The sequence below is a fragment of the Sphingobacterium sp. genome (genome assembly GCF_032065005.1).
Classification (GTDB): domain Bacteria; phylum Bacteroidota; class Bacteroidia; order Sphingobacteriales; family Sphingobacteriaceae; genus Sphingobacterium.
This window is the reverse complement of record NZ_DAMBMM010000018.1, coordinates 1-22,225: the sequence shown is the minus strand read 5'-3', so window position 1 is coordinate 22,225 and position 22,225 is coordinate 1. Positions and strand designations below refer to the sequence as shown.

The following is a 22,225-nucleotide window of genomic DNA, read 5'->3' as shown; positions in this document are numbered from 1 at the left end:
TAAACCCTCAGATTCGAACTTTTTATTATTCGAATTCCGCTTGTAAAATACGTAGGATCTCGCGAATGGTATCTTCTTCTAAATCTGTACGTCTTACAAGTTCTTCTTCGGACAGTGCCAATACAGATCTAGCTGTATCTAAACCAACGCGTTTAAACTCGTCGATAATCCATCCGTCAATTTCATCTGCAAATTCTTCGATGTCCACATCTTCCTCTTCTTCTCCGCTCTCACGGTATACATCGATTTCATAACCAGTTAATTTACCGGCCAATTTAATATTGTGTCCACCACGACCAATTGCTAAAGAAACCTGATCTGGTTTCAAGTAAACAGCCGCAGTTTTGTTTTCTTCATCAATCTTGATTGAAGTAATACGCGCAGGACTTAATGCACGCGTAATATATAAAGAGTGGTTCGTTGTAAAGTTGATTACGTCGATGTTCTCATTACGAAGCTCACGAACGATACCATGGATACGAGATCCTTTCATACCTACACAAGCTCCAACTGGATCGATACGGTCATCATAAGATTCTACAGCTACCTTAGCGCGCTCTCCTGGTTCACGAACGATCTTTTTAATGGTAATCAAACCATCAAAGATCTCAGGAACCTCTAATTCAAACAATCTCTGCAAGAATTCCGGAGCAGTACGTGAGATAATAATCTTAGGATTATTGTTCATCATGTCCACTTTGTCAACAACCGCACGGATGCTATCTCCTTTTTTGAAATAATCCGCAGGAATTTGCTCACTCTTAGGAAGGATCAACTCATTTCCATCCTCATCTAATACTAAGATCTCTTTTTTCCAGATCTGATAAACCTCACCAATCACCAACTCACCTTCACGATCTTTATATTTCTTGAAGACTTCGTCTTTCTCAAGCTCAAGGATCTTAGAGACCAATGTCTGACGAGCTGCTAAAATCGCACGTCTACCAAAGCTCTCTAAAGTAATCTGCTCAATGTAATCATCCCCTACTTCTAAATCTGGGTCATATTTGTGCGCTTCTTCCAATTCAATCTCTAGATCATCATCTTCAGAGAAACCATCTTCCATAACTACACGCGTACGCCAGATCTCTAAGTCACCGTTATCTGGGTTGACAATAACGTCTACATTCTCGTCAGTTCCAAAACGTTTGCGGATCATACTGCGGAACACCTCCTCCAAAACGGTAATTACAGTTGGACGGTCGATGTTCTTAAAGTCTTTAAACTCTTGAAACGAGTCAATCAAGTTTATATTAGTACTCATTCTTATTTAAATGAAATTAACACCTTTGTTTCCTTTATTTGTTCTAAGGGAATTTCAGCCTGTTGCAACACAGCTTTCTTTCCTTTTTCTTTTACTTTCTCTTCTATGCTGATCGACCCGTCATTGATTGCCAACAATTGTCCTTCTCTTTTTGTTCCATCCTGCATCTTAACCTGAACATCTCTACCGATATTCTTTTCGTACTGTCTGTTCAATAACAAAGGGGAATCAATTCCTGGAGAGGAAACCTCCAAGCGATAGGCTTTATCAATTACGTTTTCTTCTTCTAAATGAAAACCAACATGGCGACTCACTTGAACACAATCTTCAATTGCGATCCCATTATCTCCATCCAAAAGAATTTCCAAAACGCCATTCTTTAAAAACCGAACACTTACAATAAATAAATCCGGTCTGTCGGCGATTTTCTCTTCTACTAACTCGATTACTCGATTTTCAACCTGCATATTTTAAAAAATGAATTAAAAAAGGGGGCATACCATGCCCCCTTCCTTTCAGATAGTACAAAGGTACAAAATGTATTTCTTATTTACAAACCATGAACTAGATGTTAATTTTTATCGACTACTGAATTGATCGTTTTCTGCATTTGCGCCATCATGGTAGACAATGCTTCCAAGGTCGGCTCTTGATTAGGCTCAGGCAACTCTGTACTCACAAAACCCTTGGCCTTCCACACCTCTAATATCTCATTTGCAGAAACCCAATATGGCTCGTAGGTCTTGTTGTCTGAAACCAGTTTCAGACCTTTATCTTCTTTAAACTTCTGACCAATCCGTTTATAAACTATCCCCTCGTCTGAAGATACGACCACATAAGTCTGACCAGGTTTGATATCATGCCAATTCTCTACATATTCTGCGATGATCAATGATCCAGAAGCCAATGGCAACATGGAATCACCTTTGATCTCAAAAGCCCTATAGGTACCTTGATTAAACATCGGCAAAGAGAACTTGGGCAACTCACTAACATATTCGGGGTCTGCATAGCCATTCAAATAACCAGCACTCGCCTTAACGGGAACCAACTCAATATTTTCTCTATCATTGGAATCGACGGTCACACTTAGCACCCTCAGATTGGAAGCGTTGCTTTTTGGAGTAGGTTTCCATTTATCATCAATTTCATCATTGGCCAATTCATCCATACTCAAATCATAGAACTCTGCTATCTTTTTTAGCAACTCATATTTAGGCTCCGCCCTATCCTCTTCATACGCGCCTACAGATGCACGCTTAATTTCCATTAAATCAGCAAACTGCTGCTGCGTTAATCCTTTTTTCTTCCGAAGATATTTAAGATTTGATGAGATATTAGCCATAGATTTTTTTTATTTAATTTTTGGAATACTAAATTTATTAGTATTATTGTACCAATAAAATTAGCAAAACGATTGCAAATTACCAAATAATTTAGCTAAAATAAGAATAAAATGAATAAATACTATACTTATATCGCAACAGATTCTAATCGCAAATTCTTACAGGCGGGATTTAGCCAAGATTTAAATTCAGTATATCAGGATTTTCAGAGCACTCAGGAGCCTACGCTTTTTTCCTTTGCCATGTTAAACCGAATAGTTTTAGTGGAAACCCATAACAGTTTGTTTGAAGCTGACAGAAGATTGCAGGAACTAAATTCGATGGGAAGGATCGTAAAAGAAAGATTGATCCGCAAGTCAAATCCTAATTGGCTTAGCTTATGTCCCAACCTTTCAAAATTCGGCGCAAATAAAAAAGCCGTTGTTTATGCATAAGCTATAAACAACGGCCTTAACAACCTTTCCCTACACTAATCTCACTCTGCTCTCGCTCTTTTCTAAATAGTTAGACTACCATCCCGGAGCAAAGTTTAATCCAAAGGTTCCAAATTTCTCCCTTGTAGGATTATTCAACTGAATAGCATAATAAGGCTCTAATATCATAGCCCCAAATAGGTTCACACGAAGTGATATACCAGCACTGAACACTGGCATGGTTACCCTTGGGTCATAACTGCTATAGGTCTGTCCATTGATGTTTTCACTAACTATATCTTCATCTGTCTTCTTCCATTTCACGATACTGTTATTGCTCCAAGCCAAACCGCCATCAATAAAGAAGTTCAGGTCTGAAAACAGCAATCCCGAAGGAATCACGGCCAATTTCTCAGGTCCCGTAAATGGCAATCTCACTTCAAAGTTTCCAACGACCATCTTAGAACCTGACAGATCATTGTAGCCGATCATACTGTTAGGACCAAATGAATTGGACTCAAATCCACGAACCATATAAGGATAACCGATATATATATTGTAAAGCCTGTCAGCATCGGTTCCCATACGCATATAAGAATAAACCCTTGCTGCGATAGTTACCGGTTTAATCCTTTGGTATTTTCTCAGATCGACATTCAGCGCAGTAAAACTATAAGTACCGAAATACTGCTCCGCACCTAGCCTATACCTGAAGCCTTGCAGTGGAGCTGCAATACCGAACACGGCGTTATCACCGACAAAACCAGCATTCACTTGCATGAGGTTAAACGGATCCAGATTAGACACTCCTAAAGCTTTTGCGGCCTCCTCATTAGGGACACGCTCGCGGTTGCCATAATAGTTATAATAGCTTTGGGTAAAACGGTCAACACGGTATGAGTTATAAGAAATGGCTCCACCAGTTTCGAAACGATGGTGCCTGTTAAATGGATAGGCCACGAACGCATCAGCCTGGCTCTGGAAAGACCTCACCAAATACTGATCGATTACCGGCTCTACGCCATTACCTAAATCTCTTTGATCAAAGTTATAAAAGCCAAAGCGGTACGGAATATGTGATAAAGATCCACCCCAATTCCAACGGCTCCTCTGATTGATATAAGCTACCTGTCCACCAAAATCATAGATCTCACCATTGATGTTCAAGGCTGCAAAAATCTGGTTGTAACCTAAGATATCTGAAAACATTCCTTGGATACCAGAGTTTATACCTGCTCCGTACCTAGAACCCACGGACATCCCGACTCCACTATTCGCTAAGTAATCCAGTTTGAATTTTGGTTTATATGGAATGTTCTGAATTTGCGAATTTGAAATCCTTCCATAAGCATTGAAGTTATATAGGTTGGTATTCACCACATCGACTCCTCTGCTCTGCACCGGAGGCAACATGGCTGCCTCAAGGTTCACAACACCCGGATCCACGGATTTGGTTTCAAACTCTGAACTTTTCGCCTTGTAGATCGAGAAGGAATTATTCTTGAAATAAGAATAGATAATATCATCATTGGCAGAAACGCTCATCGCTGGTGAGTATTCTGTAATACCACTGATCCCCGTAAAGAAATCGGTCATTCTCTCCACATGTCCACCGTCTATCACGATTCGGTACATATTTCTAAAGCCATCACTATTCGACAAGAAATAGATCTCTTTCCCTGAAGATGAAAAATGAGGGTTTAGATTGTTTGCTCCTGGAAAGACAGGAATATTTTTTATTTCTTTCGTATTGACATCTACAACAGCCAAGCCCATTGGAATATCAACACTTCTGCTTGAGGATTCCAAGGACATCCTGTCCGTACTGAATACGATATACTTGCCATCCCTTGAAAAACTAGGTTGGAAATCTGAATATTTATCATCAGTTAACTGCTTAAGGTCCTTTGATTCCAGGTCATAGGTATAGATATCACTTCTTCCATTCTTCAAACCTGAGAAAGCCACCAAACTTCCATTTGGCGCCCAAGTAATATTGGTAAACTCTGTGATATCCCCCATTGCCTGCACCGTCAGAGTCCTACCCGTACCAATATCCACGATCATCAACTTATTCTTGCCCTCACTGAAGACAGAGAAAGCAAACTTCTTGCTGTCCGGAGAAAATGTACCGGCAGATTCTATAAAACTAAATTCATCGATATCCTTATTGGTGAGTCGGCTCCCAAGCTTCCTTACAATATTACCCGTTTCGGCATCGGCCAGGAACAGATCGATACTGAACATATCCATCTCAGACAGGAAAACCACATATTTACCATCAGGGGATATTGCAGGAGACACATTCATCCTTCCTGCATTCTTGGTAGACAGCAACAACTTACCAATCGGATTAGAAGTCGTATCCTTACCTATATTTCTATAGGAGTTCTCCATACTGTTCTTCCACAGTGTTGACATGGTCTGGGCATCATATCCAAAAACACGTTTTATTGCATTCTCATATCCGTATTTTGCAGTCTCAATAAACAGAGGCATAATAACGGTATCCCCATAAGTAGATCCTAAATACGACCAGAAAGCCTGTCCATAACGATAAGGGAAATACTTGCTTGACTGTTCTGTCATCTGTCTTAAGCTAGGAAGGTCATTTCTAGCATACGAATCGCGCATCCACATGGATGTAAAAGCATCTTTCTTTCCAATGGAAAAGTACTCAGCCATCCCTTCTACCATCCACAACGGCAGGTTTGCTATATTCTCCAATCGCGTTGAATCCCCTCCTTCGATCAACACCCTATACTGGAAAGCATGGACCAACTCGTGCCCCAATACATGCCTAGTCTGTTGGTTGATCTGCATGATCGGCATCACGACACGCTGTTTAAAAGCTTCCGTAACACCGCCCGTACCTACACTGATCTCTCCCGATATAGCGGTAGTTTGCTGGAATTCAGGATGGTTATTATATAGGATAATTGGGTTTTTTCTCGAAAAGGTATCTTGAAAGACTTGTTGATGCAATTCATACCACACCTCAGACTCCTTTGCAAGCCAATTCATCATGGAATCATTTTGCAAATAGTAATAAATATTGAAATGTGGGGTATCATAAACCTTGAAATCAAGCTTCTTATACCTCATCTTATTCTGCCCGAAATATTGGGCACTAGCTTGTCCTGGCATCAAGGCCATACATACTGCCAAAACAAGATTAATGCATAAAATTCTCGCAAATAGCATATGGTTAAATTTCATAACTGATTATTAGTCAATAAAAATAATAAAATCAATTCACTTCAGTCGATTAATTCGTCTCCTCCTGTTGTTCTTCCTCCGTATTATTTTGATTTAGTAAATCAGGAAGAACAATATTAGGAACCTCCGCATCAGGATTCAAGCCCTCGGTACTGCTACTATCCTGACGAACACGCACTCTAGGTCCTGGACAATTGAATTTCTTGGTAATTTCAACTTTTGATTCCGGAAATTTCCCAAAGGTCACCCCTAATTCGGGGTGTTTATAAAGTTCTTCCATAAAAAGGGCATAGATCGGTAAAGCAGTCTTAGACCCTTCACCAGTTGCAGAACTCTTAAAGTGTATGCTTTGTTCATCACAACCTACCCACACTCCAGCAACCAAATCTTTCGTTACCCCCATGTACCAGCCATCAACATAATCTGAAGAGGTACCTGTCTTACCACCGATTTGATTCTCATCCTGGAAAAGGTCCCATTCCCATAAGGCTTGGGAAGTACCTCCTGACTCTTCGATGGTACCTCTAAGCATATAGCCCATTAACCAGGCATTTTCAGCAGTAATTGCCTCCTTAGTACTGGTTTTGAATTCAGCCAATACCTTTCCATCCTTATCTTCAATCCTGGAAACCAATACAGGTTCGGTACGCTTTCCTTCATTCATAAAGGTGCTATAACCTCTGACCATCTCAAAAACGGAAACATCATTCGAGCCTAATCCAACGGATGGCACCGACTCCAATTTACTATCAATACCACATTTATGAGCCATCTCCACAACCTTATCCCAACCTACTTTCTCTGTGATCTGTGCAGTAACCGTATTTAATGAACGAGCCATGGCATGTCTTAGCGACAAGTCACTGTGAGAAAATGACCAATCCGCATTTTTTGGCTCCCAGATCTCATGTTCACCTTTATTGTTAATGAATTCAATTTTTACTGGTTTATCGGTGAATTTATCACATGGTGCCATACCAGACTCCAAGGCCGCTGCATAAGCAAAAGGCTTAAAGGTAGATCCTGCCTGTCTTTTCGCTTGGTTTACATGGTCAAATTTGTAATAGTTGTGATTGATACCACCAACCCAAACTTTAATATTCCCATTGTATGGGTCCATGACCATCATTCCCGTATTCAACATGGTCAGGTAATGTTTAAGGGAATCCATGGTCGAATAATCCACTTTCTCCATTCCATCCCAAGTAAAGACCTCCATGGATTTTTTCTTGTTCAATTCCTCAAAAACCTTGGCTTCATCATTGTATTTTTTCATTAATGAAGCATAAGCCGGAAGTTTTTTCGCATGGTCTTCCAAAAAATTAGGGATCACATTACCTTCTTTATCTCTCCATGGCAGATCATTTCCCCAAACATTGTCCAGACGCTGTTGCAATTCCTTCATCTTGGTTGAAACAACCGTTTCAGCAATTTTCTGCATCCTGGAATCAATAGTAGTATATATTTTCAGACCACTGGTATAGATATCAATTTCGTTTTCTTCACCCCATTCTTCCAACCATTTTTCGACTGCCGTTCGAAGGTAGGAATCATTGGAATTGCGAACTTCCTGATTATTCAGGTTCAAGCCCAAGGAATCTTTACTCAGGGCTGCAACTTCATCCTTTTTCAGATAACCTTCTTTTCCCATTTGGTTTAAAACGACGTTTCTGCGTTGCAGAGCGTTCTTAGGATTTCTGATTGGATTATAATAAGTAGTACCTTTCAACATACCGACCAAAACAGCAGCTTCATTGACGGTAACTTCACTTGGCAGCTTATCAAAATACCTTACAGATGCCGACTTAATTCCGTAGGCATTGTTGCTAAACGAAACGGTATTCAGGTACATCGTCAGGATTTCTTCTTTGCTGTATTTGCTCTCCAATTTGAAGGCAGTCATCCATTCCTTGTACTTTGTGACCAACAGACCAACTCCCGGTATCTTCCCTAACAGTCCTTGTGCATCTTTGTAGCGAGTTCTATATAAATTCTTTGCAAGTTGCTGGGTAATAGTACTGGCACCACGATCACTTCCACTTAAAGTTGAAAACACTCCACCAAACAAACCAATAAAATCCACCCCATGATGCTTTCTAAAACGAACATCTTCAGTAGCAATTAAGGCATTAACGATATTAGGGGAAATACTATCATAAGGGACAGGATCACGATCTTGCTTGTAATAGCGACCGATCAAAACAGAATCGGCGGTAAACAGTTCAGAAGAAACATTCAGTTCAGGCAACAATATTTCTTTCTTGGTAGGCGATGATCCGAACAAGCCTAGGAAGTTAATTTGTACCGCGCAAGTAAATAAGATAATAAAGTAAATAACAATCAGTGCGATACGCAAAAATTTGTTCCGGACTCGTCTAAACATACGGTAAATATGAACAAAACTTTGGAAAAAATCATATCAATTTGCCCAAAAATGAACCTTGAAATGAAAATTAACGAAATTTAACAAATGAGATTTTTGGTTTTTAACTAGGCTGTTTTTCCGAGACTTATAACAGCAAAAACTGTTCCTAAATTCTCTTTTGTTTACAACATTTTTATCTTATTGAATATTATTCCCTATTTTTACCTGACTTATTTATCGGGGACATGTTAAAGCAAACACTACAACAAAAATTATTACAGAAACTTTCACCGCAACAAATTCAATTCATAAAATTGCTTCAGGTACCTACTGTATCATTAGATGCGCGTATCAAAGAAGAACTTGAAGAGAACCCTGCCTTGGAAGATGGTAGTTTGACCAACATGAACGACCCTGTCGAAGAATACCCCGACAAAGATCCGGATGACGACTTCAACATGGAAGATAACAGCTATGATGACGAATTCAGCGTAGATGAATATATCCAGGAAGACGACTATAAAGATTACGGTGGAGGTTATGACCATGATGATGAGGATGGAAAAAAAGAAATCCCTATCGCGGTCCAAGACTCCTTCTTTGAAAACCTTCAAAATCAACTTGACTTACTTGCTCTTTCTGATAAGGACTATGTACTAGGCCAGCAAATCATCGGTTCCTTGGATGATGATGGTTATCTGCGTCGACCTATCCTTTCACTGATCGACGACCTAGCTTTTTCCCAAAATGTGATTGTTGAAGAAGATGAGGTTGAAGAGATGCTAAAAATTGTACAAACCTTTGACCCAGCGGGAATTGGCGCCAGAAATCTTCAGGAATGCTTAAGCATTCAACTTCGCAAAAAAGATCAGAATAATCCAATAATTCAACAGGCACAATTGGTTGTAGAGAATTACTTGGACGAATTTACCAAAAAACATTACGACAAAATCGAAAAGCAATTAGGAGTAAACTCCGAAGAGCTTAAAGAAATTGTAAACGAAATCTTAAAGCTGAATCCTAAACCAGGTGATTCAGGAGCTGTTGCTGGTAAGCAATTGCAGATTATCCCAGATTTCCATATCTCCAACAACGACGGTGTTCTGCACCTGACCTTAAATGGCAGGAATGCACCTGAGCTTCGTGTGTCCCGCTCCTACCAGGAAATGTTTGAACATTACGAAAAAGCCGAAAAGAACGACAAGAAAATGCGTGAGGCTGTTCAATTTGTTAAACAGAAGCTGGACTCTGCAAAATGGTTTATTGACGCCATCAAACAAAGACAGCAGACCTTATTGAAAACCATGAATGCCATCATGGAATATCAATATGACTATTTCCTAACGGGTGATGATAGAATGCTGAAACCTATGATCCTGAAGGATATTGCCGACAAGATCGAAATGGATATCTCAACGGTTTCCCGTGTGGCGAATTCCAAGTATGTCCAAACCGAATTTGGCACTTTCCTTTTAAAATCATTCTTCTCCGAAGCCATTCAGACCGAGTCTGGTGAAGAGGTTTCCAACAAGGAGGTCAAGAAAATCTTGGAAGAATGTATCGCCAATGAGGATAAGAGAAAACCTCTGGCAGATGAGAAATTAACAGAGATTTTAAAGGAAAAAGGCTATTCCATCGCACGTAGGACAGTTGCTAAATATCGCGAGGCCATGAACATCCCTGTTGCCCGCCTGAGAAAAGAATTATAGAAAATTTTATTTGATACTTGCATATTAAAATATAATCTACTAAGTTTGTAGAGTATTCAGAATTGCAGATGCAATACCAACCGAGTGACAGACACCGCGGTGGTAAATCGATACGGGCGACAAGCCAAAATAAACGAATATTGCAAGGTCTTTTTAGACACCTCTGAATGCAATTATGGTTAAACCCTTTAAACATTAATTGTATGTCGAACACAACAAAACCCTTACACCAGCACCTAGTGGAGAAATTCCACCACTATTCCACCAACGAATTAGTTGTATTGAACAATGATTTGGTAAAATCCAATTGGGGAGCAAACAAAACAGCTTTTAGGACCGCTTTGATTTCCGCATTATCCAATCGCGGAATCGATCTGTCCGCCATCATCAGTACGGAAGACGGCTTTACCCAGATCCAAAGTGTCCCAGTGAAACTATCTGAAAATAAATTAATACCTATTTGTTGATCTGAGATCTGAGATGTGAGATAGTAAGGTTAATATCCCAATACTCATATCTCATATCTCAATACTTTAAAAAATGAGATAGTACGGTTAACATCCCAATACTCACATCTCACATCTCAATACTATCACTAAAACCTCCCTATCGCGTACAGTGCGAACGTTCCTAACCAATGGCTTCCCATATAGTCATCTTCAGCACTTAAGTTAGCAATGGAGAAGTTAAAATGTTCTATAGCATTGCCCTTTAAATGCTTCAAACTTCCATCGATTTTACTGATTCCAGAAAGACATGCTGCTCGGCTATAATTCAAACCATCCAAATGAACCAATTTTCCGTCTGTCCTATCCTTAACTATTGCGGGTTTCAATTCAAAGGAAGGATCAAACAACCCCGACATAAATCCTTTCAACCAAGTTAAGTACTCATTCTTTTCCATCAATTTACTCATCAAATAAGCTTCTTCTAAACATGGGGAAAGAAAATCATATCCACTCGGTTCATAAGCCAGATCACAGTTCTTATCATTTTGGAACAAACGCAATGAGTTTTCTTTTATGGATTTCTTGAAAGCCTCATCCCCTACGGAATTGGCATAGTCCAAAGAAAGCGATAAACTAAATGCCGAATTATCATGTTGTCCCGCCCTTATTGGGTATACCAATTTTGGGAGATATTCGATATATCGCTTGACTAACAGGTCAACCAATGGCTGTAAAGCCACTTTCCAGCGCTGTCCATCCTCATCTTCCCAACTTGCTAGCTCTTCCTGCAATTTGAACAGCCAAGCCCAACCATAAGTCCTTTCAAACCCTAAATTGTTCTTATCATTGAAAAAATCAATTTCAGTCTGCACATTCTCTGGCGTAATATGGGTATTCAGCACTTTTCTCATTTTCCCATCTTTATCTAGTTCAGGAAATTCCTTTAGCAATTTTATTACCGACCAATAACCATGTACAGAGGAATGCCAATCAAAACATCCATAGAAGACTGGTCGAAGGGATTTGGGCGATTTAAGATCAGCATCAGACCCCAAAACCTGTCCTAACTTATTGGGATACTCCACTTCAATACAATGGGTCGGCATGGCATAAATTTGCTGCGCTAGTTCAAGGGATAATTTCACGTCTTCGACTTGTACTCCTTCTTCATTTTTTGAAGGATTATTGCATCCAAAGAACAAAAGAACTGAAAGCGCAAAGATGTTTGAACATATTTTTTTCATACTAGTAAAATTGGCAATATATTTGAGTTATAAAAATAACATTTATAAACAATAACAATCTACAATATGAACATTAGTGACTTAATTTCAGGAAGCATTGGTTCACAAGCTACTGAAGGGATATCAGAAAAATTAGGACTTGATAAAAACCAAACCCAATGGGTGGTTTCTGCAGCTATCCCATTGATGATGTCTGCCTTGAATTACAATGCTCAAAAGGGCCCTGAACAAGCTCAAGGCATACAAAAAGCATTGGACAACCACTCTGGGGGAATATTCGATAACCTAGCGGGCTTATTTAATCAAGGTCCAACGGAAGATGAAGATAAAATTGTAAATCACATCTTTGGTCGCAACACCGATACGGTAAAACAATCACTTTCTGAAAAATCAGGAATTAGCATGGGGAAAATCGGTGGTATTTTAGCGCTATTGGCTCCTTTGGTAATGGGTTATCTAGGTAAAAAGAAACAAGCTGACGCTGGAACTGGCGGCGGAGGTATTGGAGACCTTTTAGGAAGCATCCTTGGAGGTGGCTCGTCCAGTGCCGGTGCTTCAGGAGGCGGAATCGGTGATTTGATCGGAAGCGTATTGGGAGGCGGTGGTTCTAGCCCTGCTAGTTCATCACAACCTAATATTGCCGGCGGTTTAGGTGATTTAGTTGGACAGTTTTTCGACCAGAAAAACGACAATAGTGCTAAAGGCAATATCTTGGATAGCCTTGCAGGAATGTTTGGAAAATAAACGAATAATTATACAACCATAAAGGGATTGGTCAATTTGATCAATCCTTTTTCTATTTTATTCCTTCCGATTGCGAAAACGATTATATTTACACATGCAATCTAAAATAAGCTTCAAAAACGATTATAGTGAGGGCGCTCACCCCAATATCTTAAACCTTCTTTCTCAAACCAACCTTGATCAGGAAGCCGGTTATGGGGAAGACAGCCTCAGCCTAAAAGCAAAATCTTTCATCAAAAAAAGAATCAACAATCCAGATGCTGAGGTCTATTTTGTTTCTGGCGGTACCCAAGCAAATATGCTGGTCATCAGCCATCTCCTTAAACCATATGAATCTGTGGTTGCTGCCGATACCGGACATATTGAGGTCCATGAAACTGGGGCCATTGAAAATACTGGACACAAAATCAATTGTATTCCCAACAAGGATGGTAAAATTTCCATTCAGGGAATCCAAGCTGCCCTAGATTACCATACCGACAACCACATGGTCAAACCTGCCATGGTCTATATTTCGCAGTGCACTGAAATCGGAAGCATCTACAGCAAAGCAGAATTGGAAGAAATCTCCTCATTCTGTAAATCAAATGGCTTGTTATTATTTGTAGACGGCGCTAGGTTGGCTACTGCACTGACCTCAACCTATGCTGACCTGAACATCGAAGATTTAGCAATCCTTGCGGATGTATTCTACATCGGGGCTACAAAAAATGCCGGATTATTAGGTGAAGCTATTGTATTCAAAAACAAAGAACTCGCTCATGGTTTCGATTACTATATCAAGCAAAAAGGAGCGCTAATGGCTAAAGGTCGTATCTTAGGAGCACAATTCTATGCACTATTTGAAGACAACCTATTTTTTGACCTAGGAAAACATGCTAACCAAATGGCCGCTAAAATAGCGGATGCATTCCAATCCAAAGGATTTGAATTCTCTAGCAAACCCGTTAGCAACCAAATCTTCCCTATCCTTCCATATTCCGCTATCAAAGAACTCCATAAGAAATATGATTTCTATGTTTGGCAGAAGTTAGATGATGATAAGGCCTTGGTGCGGATAGTGACCTCCTGGGCAACCGCTGAATCAGTCATTGATCAGTTAATCGCAGATATTCCCCACGCTCTTTAGGTTAAATAGCCATAATTCCTTATTTTAGGAGAATACCCTAAATCTAGACTATGACTGTAGAAGAATTTGTGATATTGGTAGATGAACAGGACAATGCAATTGGCCAAATGGAAAAACAAGAGGCTCATCTTCAAAACCGCAAACACCGTGCTTTCTCTGTATTCCTTTTGGACGATCAAGGTAATCTGATATTACAACAACGTGCGGATTCAAAATACCACAGCCCCGGACTATGGACCAACAGCTGCTGCGGACATCCTCGACCTAATGAAACAACCCTAGAAGCCGCCAAGAGACGGACTTTGGAAGAACTGGGAATCCACATTGATATCAAAGAGGTTTTCCAGCTGAGCTATGAAGAACACCTAGAAAATGGGCTTTGGGAAAATGAATTTGACCATATCTTCATCGGTAATTTCAATGAAGATATCCCAAACCCAAATCCAGAAGAAGTTCAAGCTCTAAAATTTAGCAGTGTCGCTAATATTGAAAAAGATCTCAAGGAAATCCCACAAGACTATACCTTCTGGTTTAAACTGATATTCCCTAAGATTAAACAATTATTAGAGAAATAAGACCATAGACATAAGACCTAAGAAATGTAAACCTTCTATTTTTCTCACGTCCAACTCTGAATAATAGGCAAGATTCTGTCCGATTCTCTTTAATTCATCTATTCAGGCTTTTTGATAAAAAGACATTAGATTACTGAAGCTCTATTGTCTTGTGTCTTAAGTCACCCAACCTACCACCATTCTGCATTTGGCAAATAATAGTGGGCTGTATCCTTGACATTTTGCCAAGGGGCCAATTCAAACAAATAGCCTTTTTGACTGACTTTCCAAGGATAATTGTAATCATATTCTCCCCATAGAAATTCAACCTTATAGGTTTTTCCTTCCGGGCTCGTCAAGGTCCCGAACAGTCTGGGATAAGATGAACCAGAAACACCATTGGTATACATGACCGCCCTATCAAAAACCAACTTGGCATTGGCCTCAATCGAATCGCTCAGTTTGATGACAGGTTCTTCGGCTTGCAACATGGCTGTATAGGACTTCCAAGAAGTTTGATTGGTATCAGACATCGCATAAGGATAATCCTTTTTTGTAGGAGTATGCTCCATAAACAACCGAACGGGTCTATTAGTTAGCAATTCCTTACCCAAAATCTCCTTATATGGCGCTTTTTTACTGATGTTGGTAGACTTGGTCTTAACAGTCTGTATTATTGCAAGAACAAACAGAAAGAAGCCAACTATAATGCAAATAATAAAAATCTTGATCACCTGTTTTGCAGTTATACCCTCTTTTATACCCATAAATTATTTTTTCTCGGTCAAACTAACTTCTAAACTACCGTCCTCAGAAACCAAATCGATTTGATAACTTTCCTGTCCTACTAATTTCATTGGCACAGTCTCCGTGTCAAAATCCGTACTATTCATTTCCATAGAAGTTTTAGCGGTGGTACTTTTTTCCCTTCCTTTAGCTATCAACAAGCTCCCTTCACCTGCATCCATTATTTTAAACCAACCAAAGCCCGAACTTTTTGGAGCACCTGTACCTGGGTCCTTTTCCGTAAACCTGCCAAAATACAAATCTCCGCCATGCATAGCTTCAGACAACTTGGAAACTCGCTCTTGCTGATATGGATTAGGCTTCAAAGTATCATATACTAAATAAGCAAAAAATCCGATAAAAGCTAATATAAAGATATAACCAAAAATCGTTGGCTTCAATCGGAAAGGTGCCGGACGAACATGTGGTTCACATTCCTTAACATAGCTTTTCATCTCATCGGACCATTTCCGCTTTGGTATAAACTTATCGGTTACACGATCATAATAACTAGGAGCTGCATTCTTGGAATAACCAGTATAGATTGCAGTTGAAAAATATGACCTATAGAACACCAAAATCATTTGATTTCCCGGATTTACAGGGTTTTGCAAATGATCCGCTGAATAACTCGCCTCTTCAATTTTCTTTATATAAATAAACATATATGTTGTGTCTAATTTTTATTGATTCTTTGTTCGGATTACCTCAGACTCCCAGCCATTATAGATCCCATTGAAGGACTTTGCTTTCTCCCAAATGGGAAGACATAATTCGTCAATCTGTTCATAGCTCACATAGTCTTGCCTCGATATCCCTAATTTCCATAATTCATCCCGTTTTTCTTTCAAAAAGAGTACAAAGCGTTCGCTTTCCGCAAATTGGAGAAACTCGTCCATATCCTTTTCTTCCCTGAAAGCTAAGTAATGATGGACATTCCTGGACTCCTTAAGGTCATCCCCTGCTTCGGTCAACTGCCTCAGCACAATTCGGTTCTTGATCATTTCCATCTGGAAGGGCAATGGATAAGCCAAATTGAAATAATCACTCCAATTGGGATCATGTCTATGGTCAATTTGATAGGTTAATTTTTCTCCAAAGTCCTTGTCTAACTGTGAAAGAAAGGCTTTGCTGTTTTCCACCTTATGGCAATAATACATCTGTAATCGTTCTGAATTCATGGTTAAGGTTGAGACATGCAACATATTCTCTCCATAACGGACGATCAAATCCGAGATCTTATCTTCCACTTCATTGATTAGCTTATAACTTTCTATGGTCGGCAAGCCTTCCTCATTGGCATAGTCAAATGGAATAATCAGATAAAAAACTTCCGACAAGGAATTGACAGGGGCAATTTCAGCTACATTGATATCTACGATGACCGAAGTAACCTGGTTATTGATCCTAGAGAAATAAACCTGCCAATTTTCATCATGACGAGGTACCTGAATCTTTTTCCTGAATAATGATCTGAACATTCTTTCCTTTAGATAAATCAATCTATGCTGAATTACCCAAAAATAAGCTCCTACTTTTACTTGTCCGAGGGAAGGGTTGTCGAATTTATATAAATGAAACAGATAGATACAGCTGAAAAACGCTATTTATTGGTTTCTTCTTTTAGATAGTCCAAAAATTGGGAAGGAGTAACTCCAGTACTTTTTTTGAATGCTTTACTGAATATGCTATGGGACGAGAATCCACTCACCTCTGCCAAATAGGAAATCTTGTACTGCTCAAATTTAGGTTCGTTCTTTATCCTTTCAATTATATATCGGATCCTCAATCCGTTGATATAATCATTGAAATTCATTTCTTTATAGGTATTGATTATTTTAGAAAGGGTGATGGTATTGGTTTCCAGATAACTCGCTAAAAACGCCAAACTCATTTTGCTGTCTACAAATAGTTCTCCTTCTTCAAAATCTTCTAACTTGTCCAATATTCTGCTAGTTTTTTCATCCATATCCTTGGCCTGGGAGCTAGCATTTGGCTCTTGATCAACGGTTTCCTTTTTCCGGTTGCCAACCTCATCCTTCGTCTTTTTATCTTTATTTAGCTGCTCCAGGTAATCAGAAATCTTTTGTTTGTTCTTCTTGTTTTCCTTCATTTGGTAAACCAAGACAATGGCCAAACCGGCGATTAGAACTGCTAATCCAAAAAGGATATACCTCAACATAAAATTGGTGCTGTCTTTTGCAGATATATCTTTCTGCAATTTGCCAACCTCCAGGTTATTGATAAATGTATTGATGAAATTGGACCTTTTATTATCATTTAGCGCTTGATCTTGCTCCATAAAAAGACCGGAATACATCAGTGATTTCTCTGTATCCCCCAGCTGTTTGCTCGCCAAATAGGCATATCTGTAGGATTCCATTTCATATTTGATGTAATCAGCGACAAGCATGTGGTTTTGGATGGCATCTTCCAAGTAGGTAAGGGAAGTTTGATAATCTTCCAATTGATAATAGATCATGCCCAGAAAGACTTTTGCCATATAGGCATATTCCTTGAAATCCTTTCTTTCATTGATGTCAATCACTTCTTTAAAAAATGGTATGGCCTGATCAAATTCCTTTTTAAAGAAATGGTATTTACCTTTTACCAAGATCTCATGGACAAAGGTAGTAGTGGTATCTCCTTTAAAGTTTTCAGAATAGATATCTTCTACCAACTTCAGGTTCTTTTCAGCATTACTGAAGTCTTCTTTCAGGATATATCCACATGCTAGGTTCACGGAAAGAGTTGCGATTGCATTTAAATGAAAGCTTTGTTCCTCTTCGGGCAAACGGTCATTTTTCAACTTTTGGAGTTCCCCAATCAGTTTTTCCAATTCGTGGTTATATACATCAAAGTTCCCACTCAGATAGTAGAAATAATTGTACTCCGCATTGGCCAGTACGCGTTCGATACCAGGAGGATAATCAGCTATGAATTTTTGGGCCTGCAAAAATGCTTCTTTACTTTTTGCATAATCCGACTTCTTATAGTACACTTCGGCAATTCCCATTTTTGCAACGAATTGATTCACTGGATCTTTTGTTGCAACAGAAATGGAATCAAGCTTATTTAGATATTTTAAGGTCCCATCCAAGTCACCATTCCCGGCCATAAGATAAAAAAACCAAGTATAGACTTCCTTTTGTTGATCGGTAGTCAACTTCTTTTTCTCTAAATATTCTAAATAAACAGTGGAACGGGTTAGGTAAGCTTTATCCAATAATTCATCATGAGAATAATTAACCAAACTATCTGTTTTGTCCTGACCCATTGTAACAAAACCATGAAACATTAAGTTTATAAAAACTATCCAATAAAATATTGAAAATTTCTTTCTCATGCACTGAGCCTCAGTTAAATAATCATAGATATAGATGCCTTGAATTAATTTATTTACGAAGAACAATGGTAACTATTCGGGCATTTACGTAAATATAATTTTTTTTACCAATTATGACGTAGCCTAGCATCAAATAGATGCTATTTTTAAAATTTTAATTAGATGTTTGGACATTTAATTAAAATTCCATTTTTACACTGTTCAGGAACATTGCTTGATGCTCATTACTTTCTTCATGACTGCCGGCAATTGCAATAGATCAAAGTCATGGTCAAAAAGAAGGTATCTTTTCTCCCATTTATTGGAATATTTATCCTTAAAGTCCTTTTGATTCTTGTATTTACGGTATCGTGGAAAGGTATTCGAAACGAAGTGCATGATATGCTCTGCAGCAGTATCTGGCTCCTCAATCCCCACCAAAGGCACCATTCCCAAATTAATATATCGATAATCATGTGACTTGGCATATTCAATAAGCTTGACAATTAGTCCGTCCATACAGGCACTTGGAGCATCCATTTTTTTTCTAAAGAGGTCATAGGTGCATTCGTCCATTGCATAATCTGGAACGATGTTTAAAAAGGAAACCACATTTCCATCTTTATCATGAATGCAGATCATATCTAATGAACGTAAGATCTCATTGTCAAACTGCCCTTGCGAAAAGATAACCTCGCTCCGATTATTTCCTGATAACCATTCATCTGACACTGACCTTAATTCAGCGATAAACTTCTCGCTGTGTGGTGCATGATGTATTAAAGCATGATATCCATTTTTCTCCAAAAAGTTCATTCCATTTCGAAGTGACTTTCTCGTTTTACCATTTAAGGAAAATTGAGAAACCTCTACGATCCCTTCAATTCCAATAAGCAATTTCTTCTTTCGCAGATTTTGGAAATTGAACAAATTATCTTCTGAAACCCGAAAGTAAATGCTCTTTAATCCTTGCTTACGACAGTACTGATCAAATTCCTTGATGACATTTTCCTTATCCGTCCAATGACAGACTGGTTCGTCCAATACTACAGCATATTTATTGGCGACCCGATAAGAAACAAAGCCCAAAGCCAAATCCGAAAAATAAAGTTCCTTCTCCTTGGAGATCTTAAAATAATCCAAGGAAGAATTACCAAACTTATCCAAAAGCATTTTGGCCATCGCTTTCTCATCGTGCCCATGGTCCTTTGCTATATACTTCTTCGATTGAAGGATCGTATAGAAAAACAAGATCCAACATGCAAAACCCAAAACATGGGTGATTTGGAGAAACTCCCGTCCAAAATTAGTCTTAGGTTCCAAGCCAGCATCGGAAAATAATAGGAACCCATTCAACGCATATAGAAAAGATTCTTTCCAGCTAAAGTCTATTCCAAAATGCCTTTTGTCAATAATATAAAAGCTAATGGTCTCGAAAATCAAAACCGCCAAAAAAGAAACCAGAAAGGATAAAATCCCAATCCGGACCCAATAGATATTGGCCTGAATCCGGTATTCTTTTCGATTATAGATCAAAAAGAGCAATGTTATGGCCGCAATAATGGACTCTTCATAGTCAATACCCTTCATCAAGTGACCAAACAACGATAAAATACAGAATATGCTAGCAAACCAATAGGCCGTCATATAGCCCTTTAATAGATAGGTGGAACTCACCAATAAGCCAATTCCAATGATTAAGACGAGCAGCTTAGAAATCGACAAGGTCTCTGCCGGAAAGTAAAATTTTTCTAAATGCAACCTATCCGCAATTGGAGGTAATAAAACCGATATGATATTGAGAATCCCCAACAAGAAAATCATCACCGAAGGACCAATTCGCGTAATCAATTGGGCCCCTTTCATGGAAAAGGAAATAAACCCAAATACGAGCGGCAACCAAAACTCAAATACCCTATACAGCAGGGTAATTCCGAGACCTGCTTCTTGGCTATATCCAAATTTCTTAAAAATTAAAAACATGGAAAGCTCCACTGCTCCTAATCCTCGCAGAAATGGCGATACGATCATCAATAAAGTTGAAATGATATAGCCTAAAATCGCCGCTTCAAAAGATAGTGGCAGCCCTAAGGCCTTCATGGCAATCAAAATATGGAAGATCCCACAAAATTCGACCAATACCGAAAAGAACAAGGATAAAAACAGGTACCTTTTGTCCACTTCACTTGAAAAGAGATTAGAAATCTGAATAACGGTATTCGGAAACCTTCTTTCTAACAATTGAAAAAGCCTCGTTTTATACCTTATGCAATAAAAAACATAAAATGAAACAGCCAGAATTAGAGCCAATATGAGGAATGGTATCAACAAATTGCCTACCTGATCACTCTTCCATAGGCTATATAACAAAATTGGAATAGCCAATAAAAAGACCGAAAACAAGGCTAGATACCCATAAAGTATGCTGGTCTGATGGATTTGGGTCTTATTGAGGTTCATCCTTCTCAATTGAGTGGTGTTATAAGCCAAGGAAGAAATCCCTCCTGCTGGCAAAAAAACACTCAACAGGTTCCTTTTCAGGAAAAGTTCCAAGGCCACTTTGATACTGATCTTGAGGCTCATCGCTCTAAAACTGGCCACATACATATAGCCTTCCATCAGTATAAAAAATAAAGTCAGTAAAACGCCGGCTATCACCCAATAGATATTGCAGTTTTGCAATAGCGGCATGATCTGTTCTATTTCCTTCCGCTGATCCCGAAAGAAAACAAAGGCCAATAAAATAATGAGAATTCCCAAAAGCTCCTTCCAGTATCGTAGGGGACTTATATTCTTAAGATTTACAACTATTCTTTTTGGCATACTATAAAAAAACAATGCGATAATTTCTATAAATCTAATCAGCTCATGTTTACAATTAGTTAATATTTTATAATCTAATTATAAACTGTTCTTTTCTTTAAAATTCTTTAAAGGACTTTCCCTAAAATATGTATGCTTTCCGTCTCATTTTAGTATATTTACTCTAATGATACATGTTGCTTGTGCCTTAATAGAAAAAGATCAACAGATATTGATCTGTCAGCGATCCGCAAAAATGAAACTGCCTCTAAAATGGGAGTTTCCAGGAGGAAAATTGGAAGAAGGTGAAACCCTGGAAGAATGCCTGGTTAGGGAAGTTTTAGAAGAGATCAATCTGAACATTCAGATCAACGAACCCCTCACAAAAGTAGAATACCATTACCCTGACTTCTCTTTGACCCTTTACCCTTTTATTTGTTCCATTAAAAGTGGCAAACTAAACGCCAATGAACATGAACAGGTAATCTGGGTAGATAGAACTGAATTGTTCCGTTTCGATTGGGCAAATGCTGACCTTCCTATTATTGAAGAATATATCAGGACACGAAGGGAAGAAGTGTAAACCCCAAAGACAACTACCCAGAATAAAGTTTTAATAAATCAATAAGGATGGCATAGTCGTACAGCTCCTTCAGCTTCGGTTTCCCCCTTCCTGTAGTCCTGACGAAGAAAAAATTTGAACTAAATTTATTGGAAGGTAATGACAGGAAAGGGGAAGGCAAAAAATTGTTTTTTTAATTTTAGAGATATTACCCCTTTTGGGGTTCCATTATTTTAGCTGGCATGGCACGTTAGCCTGAAAGTCGCGCAAAAACGATGTTCGATTAATCGAACATCGTTTTTGCATTAACCCTA

The 22,225-nt window shown here is 38.8% G+C and carries 18 protein-coding genes and 1 riboswitch; of the genes, 7 read left to right on the top strand and 11 right to left on the bottom strand.

The genetic code is table 11. The features are described 5' to 3' along the window. Positions 1-25: 25 nt before the first annotated feature. The 3 genes from nusA to RT138_RS18485 form a co-directional block, all read right to left on the bottom strand. Positions 26-1,264, bottom strand: a complete 1,239-nt coding sequence (gene nusA / locus RT138_RS18495; RefSeq protein WP_185213717.1) for a transcription termination factor NusA — start codon at positions 1,262-1,264, stop codon at positions 26-28. A gap of 2 nt (positions 1,265-1,266) precedes the next feature. Continuing rightward, complete coding sequence (gene rimP, locus RT138_RS18490) at positions 1,267-1,731, bottom strand: ribosome assembly cofactor RimP (protein ID WP_313191840.1); 465 nt, start codon at positions 1,729-1,731, stop codon at positions 1,267-1,269. A 104-nt stretch (positions 1,732-1,835) separates the two neighbouring features. After that, a complete protein-coding gene (locus RT138_RS18485; protein ID WP_313191839.1) occupies positions 1,836-2,609 on the bottom strand; it encodes a LexA family transcriptional regulator in 774 nt (257 codons plus the stop codon). Positions 2,610-2,720: 111 nt separating this feature from the next. Here RT138_RS18485 and RT138_RS18480 point away from each other — a divergent pair, with 111 nt between their 5' ends. Beyond that, positions 2,721-3,044 (top strand): hypothetical protein, encoded by a 324-nt coding sequence (locus RT138_RS18480; RefSeq protein WP_185218375.1) that lies wholly within the window; start codon positions 2,721-2,723, stop codon positions 3,042-3,044. Positions 3,045-3,119: 75 nt separating this feature from the next. On the opposite strand, the gene RT138_RS18475 is transcribed toward RT138_RS18480, so the two are convergent. Continuing rightward, complete coding sequence (locus RT138_RS18475) at positions 3,120-6,242, bottom strand: peptidase MA family metallohydrolase (protein ID WP_313191838.1); 3,123 nt, start codon at positions 6,240-6,242, stop codon at positions 3,120-3,122. A gap of 49 nt (positions 6,243-6,291) precedes the next feature. Further along, entirely contained in the window at positions 6,292-8,625 is a 2,334-nt protein-coding gene (locus tag RT138_RS18470) for a transglycosylase domain-containing protein (protein WP_313191837.1), read from the bottom strand. Positions 8,626-8,852: 227 nt separating this feature from the next. On the opposite strand from RT138_RS18470, the gene rpoN reads away from it, so the two are divergent. After that, a complete protein-coding gene (gene rpoN / locus RT138_RS18465; protein ID WP_185213712.1) occupies positions 8,853-10,316 on the top strand; it encodes an RNA polymerase factor sigma-54 in 1,464 nt (487 codons plus the stop codon). 47 nt (positions 10,317-10,363) lie between these two features. After that, a riboswitch (SAM-I-IV-variant riboswitch) is annotated at positions 10,364-10,458 on the top strand. Positions 10,459-10,519: 61 nt separating this feature from the next. After that, complete coding sequence (locus tag RT138_RS18460; protein ID WP_093097909.1) at positions 10,520-10,783, top strand: hypothetical protein; 264 nt, start codon at positions 10,520-10,522, stop codon at positions 10,781-10,783. Between the two features lie 128 nt (positions 10,784-10,911). Here the strand turns inward: RT138_RS18460 and RT138_RS18455 are convergent, their stop codons facing one another. Then, positions 10,912-12,009: a DUF2891 domain-containing protein gene (locus RT138_RS18455; RefSeq protein ID WP_313191836.1), complete on the bottom strand. Its 1,098-nt coding sequence runs from the start codon at positions 12,007-12,009 to the stop codon at positions 10,912-10,914. A 66-nt stretch (positions 12,010-12,075) separates the two neighbouring features. Between RT138_RS18455 and RT138_RS18450 the strand changes: the two genes are divergently transcribed. From RT138_RS18450 to idi, 3 genes are all read left to right on the top strand, one after another. Continuing rightward, positions 12,076-12,753 (top strand): DUF937 domain-containing protein, encoded by a 678-nt coding sequence (locus tag RT138_RS18450; protein WP_313191835.1) that lies wholly within the window; start codon positions 12,076-12,078, stop codon positions 12,751-12,753. Between the two features lie 94 nt (positions 12,754-12,847). After that, complete coding sequence (locus RT138_RS18445) at positions 12,848-13,882, top strand: aminotransferase class V-fold PLP-dependent enzyme (protein ID WP_313191834.1); 1,035 nt, start codon at positions 12,848-12,850, stop codon at positions 13,880-13,882. A 50-nt stretch (positions 13,883-13,932) separates the two neighbouring features. Further along, positions 13,933-14,457 carry an isopentenyl-diphosphate Delta-isomerase gene (gene idi, locus RT138_RS18440; protein WP_313191833.1) on the top strand — a complete coding sequence of 175 codons (525 nt, stop codon included), beginning with the start codon at positions 13,933-13,935 and terminating at the stop codon, positions 14,455-14,457. Positions 14,458-14,627: 170 nt separating this feature from the next. Here idi and RT138_RS18435 read toward each other — a convergent pair whose 3' ends face one another. The 5 genes from RT138_RS18435 to RT138_RS18415 form a co-directional block, all read right to left on the bottom strand. Continuing rightward, on the bottom strand, positions 14,628-15,203 hold the full coding sequence (locus tag RT138_RS18435; protein ID WP_313191832.1) for a hypothetical protein: 576 nt from the start codon (positions 15,201-15,203) through the stop codon (positions 14,628-14,630). Positions 15,204-15,206: 3 nt separating this feature from the next. Continuing rightward, positions 15,207-15,887 (bottom strand): hypothetical protein, encoded by a 681-nt coding sequence (locus RT138_RS18430; RefSeq protein ID WP_313191831.1) that lies wholly within the window; start codon positions 15,885-15,887, stop codon positions 15,207-15,209. 18 nt (positions 15,888-15,905) lie between these two features. Then, the gene (locus RT138_RS18425) at positions 15,906-16,703 is read right to left on the bottom strand and encodes a DUF695 domain-containing protein (protein WP_313191830.1); all 798 of its coding nucleotides are present in this window, start codon (positions 16,701-16,703) and stop codon (positions 15,906-15,908) included. Positions 16,704-16,825: 122 nt separating this feature from the next. Then, a complete protein-coding gene (locus tag RT138_RS18420; protein WP_313191829.1) occupies positions 16,826-18,475 on the bottom strand; it encodes a helix-turn-helix domain-containing protein in 1,650 nt (549 codons plus the stop codon). A gap of 294 nt (positions 18,476-18,769) precedes the next feature. Then, on the bottom strand, positions 18,770-21,370 hold the full coding sequence (locus RT138_RS18415; protein WP_313191828.1) for a phosphatidylglycerol lysyltransferase domain-containing protein: 2,601 nt from the start codon (positions 21,368-21,370) through the stop codon (positions 18,770-18,772). Between the two features lie 166 nt (positions 21,371-21,536). Between RT138_RS18415 and RT138_RS18410 the strand changes: the two genes are divergently transcribed. Next, positions 21,537-21,932: a (deoxy)nucleoside triphosphate pyrophosphohydrolase gene (locus RT138_RS18410; protein WP_313191827.1), complete on the top strand. Its 396-nt coding sequence runs from the start codon at positions 21,537-21,539 to the stop codon at positions 21,930-21,932. Positions 21,933-22,225 lie beyond the last annotated feature (293 nt).